The sequence below is a fragment of the Bizionia sp. genome (genome assembly GCF_048259285.1).
Classification (GTDB): domain Bacteria; phylum Bacteroidota; class Bacteroidia; order Flavobacteriales; family Flavobacteriaceae; genus Algorimicrobium; species Algorimicrobium hallyeonense.
Window position 1 is genome coordinate 1 of sequence record NZ_JBLXHU010000088.1, and the last position, 5,448, is coordinate 5,448.

Sequence of the window (5,448 nt, forward strand, 5' to 3'; positions counted from 1 at the left end):
CTTAAAAAGTATATAATTAGATAACTTTTACGTTTATCGCGTTTAATCCTTTTTTACCTTCTGTTAAATCGAATTCAACTTGGTCGCCTTCTCTTACTTCGTCGATTAAGCCAGAAATGTGCACGAAATGCTCTTTGTTGTTTCCTTCTTCTGTGATGAATCCAAATCCTTTAGAGTCATTAAAAAATTTTACTGTACCAGTACTCATAATAATAATTTATTTAATTAAGTGGCAAAGGTAGCTTAATAAATTGGTATCCAAAGCCTTTTTGCTGAATATTTTCAATTAATGCCTTTAGGTGCTTTTTAAGTTATACATGTGGTGGGTGAAATTTCAATTTATTGTATATAATATATTGATATATTTTGTATATTGAACCCTTATTAATCATGAAAAAAAATTACTTATTATGAAAAAATACATTTCACTATTTAGTTTTATTGCATTGTTTTTTGTGGGGATGCAATTCTCTGCTGCTCAATCATCTGACAGGCAGCAAAGTGCTGAGGCTATTGCAAAACAGAAAACACACGATTTACACCAGTTAGTAACGTTAACAGGAGATCAACAAGGCGATGTTTTTAAGGTTTTAGTTGATGCGGAACAAAATATGGGAGAGCTTCGTAAGCGAGAAATATCTGATAAATTTAGACAGGAAGGTATGAAAACTCTTGATATGAGAGTAGAGGAAGGGCTAAAAAGAATTTTGACGCCAAGCCAATTTAAATTATACCAAAACTCTTTAGAAAGCAAAAAGTAAAAGCAATAACTATATTAAAAAAAAAGCGACTGTAAAGTCGCTTTTTTTTTATACCATTATTTTTTGACTTGTGGCGGATATACAGCCATGATTTTGGATACAAACTCATTAATGCGTTCTTCCTTTTGTTCCATTTTGGAACCATTTAAATAGCCAACGCCTTGGCCTTGCCACACAAGTTCTTTCTTTTTAGCATCAATTAAGTCTATATATAAAGACCCTTCTGTGGAAGTTGAAACGTTATTGTAATTCCCGTAGTAATAAGGATTCCATCCCCAACCCGCACCATAACCAGCATAATAGTTGTTATAGATATCTATTTTTTCACGAGATGAGGCTATAATACTAACAAGCAAATCAGGGTTCTCTGATTTCGTAAATCCTTTTGCTACTAATTCGTTTTCAATAGCACGTAGTATTCGGCGTTTATCTAAGTCATTAATTTCAGCTTTATCAATTCCAGGTTTATAGAATGCAAACGTTTTATACGAGTCAAAATTCACCTGCTTGTCGTAATCTGCAACTACTTGTACAGAACTACAAGATGTTACTGTAGCCATAATTATCATGGCCAAAATGGATGTAATGATTGTTTTTTTCATGGTGTAAGTTTTAAGGTTAAATTGCGTTAAATAATTTATCATTAACCAAATTTGGTAGCGTAACCTTTAAATTTGGTTCGGCTTTCATGGCGCGTTTAATAGCAAAAATGGCTTCATCATTTCTTGCCCAACTCCTTCTAGAAATACCATTGTTTACATCCCAGAATAACATTGATTTTAAACGTCTTTCAGCATCATTACTACCATCAAGAACCATACCAAACCCACCATTTATAACTTCGCCCCAACCAACGCCACCACCATTATGAATACTTACCCAAGTGGCACCACGGAAGCTATCACCAATTACATTTTGAATGGCCATATCAGCTGTGTAGCGCGATCCGTCGTAAATATTACTAGTTTCTCGGTAAGGTGAATCTGTTCCGGATACATCGTGATGATCGCGACCAAGAATAATTTGGCCAATCTCACCTTTTGCAATGGCATTATTAAAGGCTTTTGCAATTTTCATTCGCCCTTCGGCATCGGCATATAGTATTCTAGCCTGTGAGCCGACTACTAATTTATTTTCTTGTGCACCTTTTATCCATTGAATATTATCCGCCATTTGTTGCTGAATTTCTTCAGGTGAGTTTCTCTTGATCTCCTCTAAAACTTGACAAGCTATAGCATCTGTTTTTGCTAAATCTTCGGGTTTTCCTGAAGCACATACCCAGCGGAATGGGCCAAAACCGTAATCAAAGCACATGGGGCCCATAATATCTTGTACGTAACTTGGATATTTAAACTCGCGCCCATGAGTTGTTTTTTTTGCCATAACATCTGCTCCAGCCCGAGAGGCTTCTAATAAAAATGCATTTCCGTAATCAAAGAAATACGTGCCTTTTGCTGTGTGTTTATTAATAGCTTTGGCATGACGTCGGAGGGTTTCTTGAACTTTTTCTTTAAATAAATTAGGGTTGTTAGCCATCAGGATGTTTGACTCCTCAAAACTCAAGCCTACTGGGTAGTAGCCGCCAGCCCAAGGGTTGTGTAATGATGTTTGATCACTACCCAAATCAATGGTAATATTGGCTTCATCAAATTTTTCCCAGACATCTACTACGTTTCCTAAATAGGCAATAGAAATCGTTTCTTTATACTGTTTTGCTTGTTCAACTCGTGATACCAATTGGTCTAAATCCGTTATCTTTTCATCAATCCAACCTTGATCTAAACGCACTTGCGTTATTTTAGGATTCACTTCTGCACATACTGTAATACAACCAGCAATATTTCCAGCTTTTGGTTGGGCGCCACTCATGCCACCTAAACCAGATGTTACAAATAGATTTCCTTTTGGTGATTTTTTTATTTTTCTGAAACCATTTAAAACTGTTATGGTTGTTCCATGCACAATGCCTTGTGGGCCAATATACATATAGCTTCCAGCAGTCATTTGGCCATATTGGGTTACACCAAGTGCATTGTATTTTTCCCAATCATCGGGTTTAGAATAATTAGGAATCATCATGCCATTGGTAGCCACAACACGTGGTGCATCTTTATGAGAGGGAAATAAACCCATAGGGTGACCAGAATACATAACCAATGTTTGTTCTTCAGTCATTTCCGCAAGGTACTTCATGGTTAATAAATATTGTGCCCAATTGGAAAAAACACCACCATTTCCACCGTAGGTAATTAGTTCATGTGGATGTTGCGCCACCGCGTAATCCAAATTGTTCTGAATCATGAGCATAATAGCAGCAGCTTGCTTTGTTTTTGCTGGATATTCGTCCATAGGACGTGCATACATTTTATAATCTGGACGCAGGCGATACATGTAAATTCTACCGTAGGTTTCTAATTCGTTTTTAAACTCCGGCAATAAAGTTTCATGATGTTTGGGATCAAAATAACGCAATGCATTACGTAATGCTAATATTTTTTCCTCATCAGATAAGATATTTTTGCGTTTTGGTGCGTGATTTATATCCGAATCATATGGTTTTGATTCGGGTAATGAATTTGGAATGCCTTGTAATATGTGTTCTTGAAATGTCATAAATTCAGTATTCAGTTTTTCTTATTATAGCCATAAGGGCAATGTCTGCAGCCGCTTTCACAACAATATCCACGTTTTAAGTGATACTGCTCTGTAAAACAGCGATAACCTTCAGGTGTCCAGTAGAAATCACCTTCTTCAATCGGTATGATTTTCTTCATTTTACAAATATAATGTAAATTGGACTGATTTTTGAATCTTGTTTATTATGATTGTCGTTTCAAAATATATTATCCCTAAACGTTATTTAGGGCTTACTATTTGGCCTTTTATTTTTTTGAAGAATAGACTTTTGAAAGAAGATGTGGTTTTGATAAATCATGAACGGATCCATATCAGACAACAAATTGAATTGTTAGTTCTTCCTTTTTTTATTTTGTATGTTTTGGAGTTTGTAATTCGTTTGTTTCAATATAGATCTTGGCATCTTGCTTATAGAAATATTTCTTTTGAGCGAGAAGCTTATATAAATGAAAACGACCTTAATTATTTAAAATCAAGGCCGTTTTGGAGTTTTACTACTTATTATTAAAAATCACCGTTTCAAAATCACCTTCTCAATACGTGTCATGTTATTAGTTGTGGTAGCTTTAACAATGTAAGTGCCCTCAGAAAAACTATTGTTATCTAGAATAATTTCAGTGGTATTAATGTTTAACTTTTTAACTAACTCACGTCCTAGCATATCGTAGACGTATACGGATTTAATTGTGTTGTGTTTTGAAGACACCTTAATGTAGTTGCTGTTCGGGGCCGTAATGGTTATTCCCGAATTAGCATTAAATTCTTCAACGGACAACGAATTGTCTGTGTAACGTAAAATAAAGCGATCATTAAATACTCCGGCTTCTGTATTAAAACTATATGGCGAAATACGGACATTATGGATTATATTGGTGTAAGTGTCTTCTATAAGTATAAATTGGTTTGTGTCTTGAAATAAGCCATCAATTGTATTTAAAGCAATACTATAATTTCCACTTGAAGCTATCTCCACACCTAAAGGCACTAGGTCTGCATCATCAAAAGGAAGGGTTCGTCCTTGAATAGCCATTTCTTCTGTGTTTATTAATGAATAAAACCGGTTACTTGTTTCGCTTAATTCAAACCCGTCAAATAGCCTGTCGAAATCATTCGTCGCATTCTGGATATAACCCACTAAAATAGAATTTGCCGTGTTGTTTGGCGCAATTAAATCCAGCCAAATACGGTGTTTTTCATTTGCATTACGATTTGTATTTTCCTGGGTTCTGAAGAATTCATTATTATCAAAAGGAGCAAACCCAGAATCGAAACGCATAATGTTATTAAAAACCACATTTGAAGGTGATGTTGCGTTGTGATCCATAAGAACAAAGAATGCTTGCCCAGCGCCAATGTTACCATTAAATCCAAATGGGTTCGAGCCTGTACTGTTATAACCTATATAATCATTAGGATTATAATTGTAGACAAAATCACTGTAAAACGGATCAGTAGCTGAACTAGGTGCGGTTTGATGGCGCCATAAATAAACGGTTCCAAAAATTGCAGGTGTATTTGGATCTGGAGTTCCATCTAAAATACCGGCATTTTCGGTAATAAACGCATCAGCAGAAATAGCGGATGGATATGGATTTCCTATTAGGTTCCAATTATCATCTAATTCCGTAGCCATGGTGTTACCGGCACCCACATAATCTGCACCCGCATAATTTCCGTGTGTAATAGGAATTTGATATGCGCCATTTCTAGGAACACCTGTAAACTCTACGGTATTGGCAGCAGGTGCTGTTTCTGGATTTGTACCAGCCACACCACGTATAATATATCCTTTTCCTGGCTGCATAACTTCAGTTGTTGCTTGCCAATTTCCGTAATTTCCTGCTCCATTACCAGTAATTGTTGGAATCCAATTATAAATTAAATTAGAGCCAGGCGAAACATTTGCTACTCCAAAATTATTTACAGGCGATGACCAGTATACGTAATCTTGTGGATTCAAGCTTGTTACGGTTCGTTGCATTTGGATATCTCCAGAATTGGTAATACCTGTATTGGTTATTTGAATTAGGTTAGATCCGTTTCTTAAAAT

General features: G+C 35.8%; 7 protein-coding genes. 2 read left to right on the top strand and 5 right to left on the bottom strand.

The features are described from left to right. Window positions 1–16 precede the first annotated feature (16 nt). Window positions 17–208 (bottom strand): cold-shock protein, encoded by a 192-nt coding sequence (locus tag ACN0QX_RS15330; protein ID WP_007646460.1) that lies wholly within the window; start codon window positions 206–208, stop codon window positions 17–19. A gap of 202 nt (window positions 209–410) precedes the next feature. Between ACN0QX_RS15330 and ACN0QX_RS15335 the strand changes: the two genes are divergently transcribed. Continuing rightward, window positions 411–761, top strand: a complete 351-nt coding sequence (locus tag ACN0QX_RS15335) for a hypothetical protein (RefSeq protein WP_417198185.1) — start codon at window positions 411–413, stop codon at window positions 759–761. 56 nt (window positions 762–817) lie between these two features. Here the strand turns inward: ACN0QX_RS15335 and ACN0QX_RS15340 are convergent, their stop codons facing one another. From ACN0QX_RS15340 to ACN0QX_RS15350, 3 genes are read right to left on the bottom strand one after another with little or no spacing between them, the layout of a single operon-like run. Further along, window positions 818–1,363, bottom strand: a complete 546-nt coding sequence (locus ACN0QX_RS15340) for a DUF4136 domain-containing protein (protein WP_248395376.1) — start codon at window positions 1,361–1,363, stop codon at window positions 818–820. 16 nt (window positions 1,364–1,379) lie between these two features. Further along, complete coding sequence (locus tag ACN0QX_RS15345; RefSeq protein WP_417198186.1) at window positions 1,380–3,374, bottom strand: urocanate hydratase; 1,995 nt, start codon at window positions 3,372–3,374, stop codon at window positions 1,380–1,382. A gap of 11 nt (window positions 3,375–3,385) precedes the next feature. Continuing rightward, window positions 3,386–3,535: a DUF5522 domain-containing protein gene (locus ACN0QX_RS15350; protein WP_170244085.1), complete on the bottom strand. Its 150-nt coding sequence runs from the start codon at window positions 3,533–3,535 to the stop codon at window positions 3,386–3,388. 47 nt (window positions 3,536–3,582) lie between these two features. Between ACN0QX_RS15350 and ACN0QX_RS15355 the strand changes: the two genes are divergently transcribed. Further along, a complete protein-coding gene (locus ACN0QX_RS15355; RefSeq protein WP_417198187.1) occupies window positions 3,583–3,906 on the top strand; it encodes a hypothetical protein in 324 nt (107 codons plus the stop codon). A gap of 3 nt (window positions 3,907–3,909) precedes the next feature. Here ACN0QX_RS15355 and ACN0QX_RS15360 read toward each other — a convergent pair. Next, on the bottom strand, window positions 3,910–5,448 hold a 1,539-nt coding region (locus ACN0QX_RS15360), incomplete at its 5' end, for a T9SS sorting signal type C domain-containing protein (protein ID WP_417198188.1).

Bases quoted from the DNA above. Each gene is read 5' to 3' on its own strand.
- ACN0QX_RS15330 (WP_007646460.1), bottom strand. From the start codon at position 208: ATGAGTACTGGTACAGTAAAATTTTTTAATGACTCTAAAGGATTTGGA.
- ACN0QX_RS15335 (WP_417198185.1), top strand. From the start codon at position 411: ATGAAAAAATACATTTCACTATTTAGTTTTATTGCATTGTTTTTTGTG.
- ACN0QX_RS15340 (WP_248395376.1), bottom strand. From the start codon at position 1,363: ATGAAAAAAACAATCATTACATCCATTTTGGCCATGATAATTATGGCT.
- ACN0QX_RS15345 (WP_417198186.1), bottom strand. From the start codon at position 3,374: ATGACATTTCAAGAACACATATTACAAGGCATTCCAAATTCATTACCC.
- ACN0QX_RS15350 (WP_170244085.1), bottom strand. From the start codon at position 3,535: ATGAAGAAAATCATACCGATTGAAGAAGGTGATTTCTACTGGACACCT.
- ACN0QX_RS15355 (WP_417198187.1), top strand. From the start codon at position 3,583: ATGATTGTCGTTTCAAAATATATTATCCCTAAACGTTATTTAGGGCTT.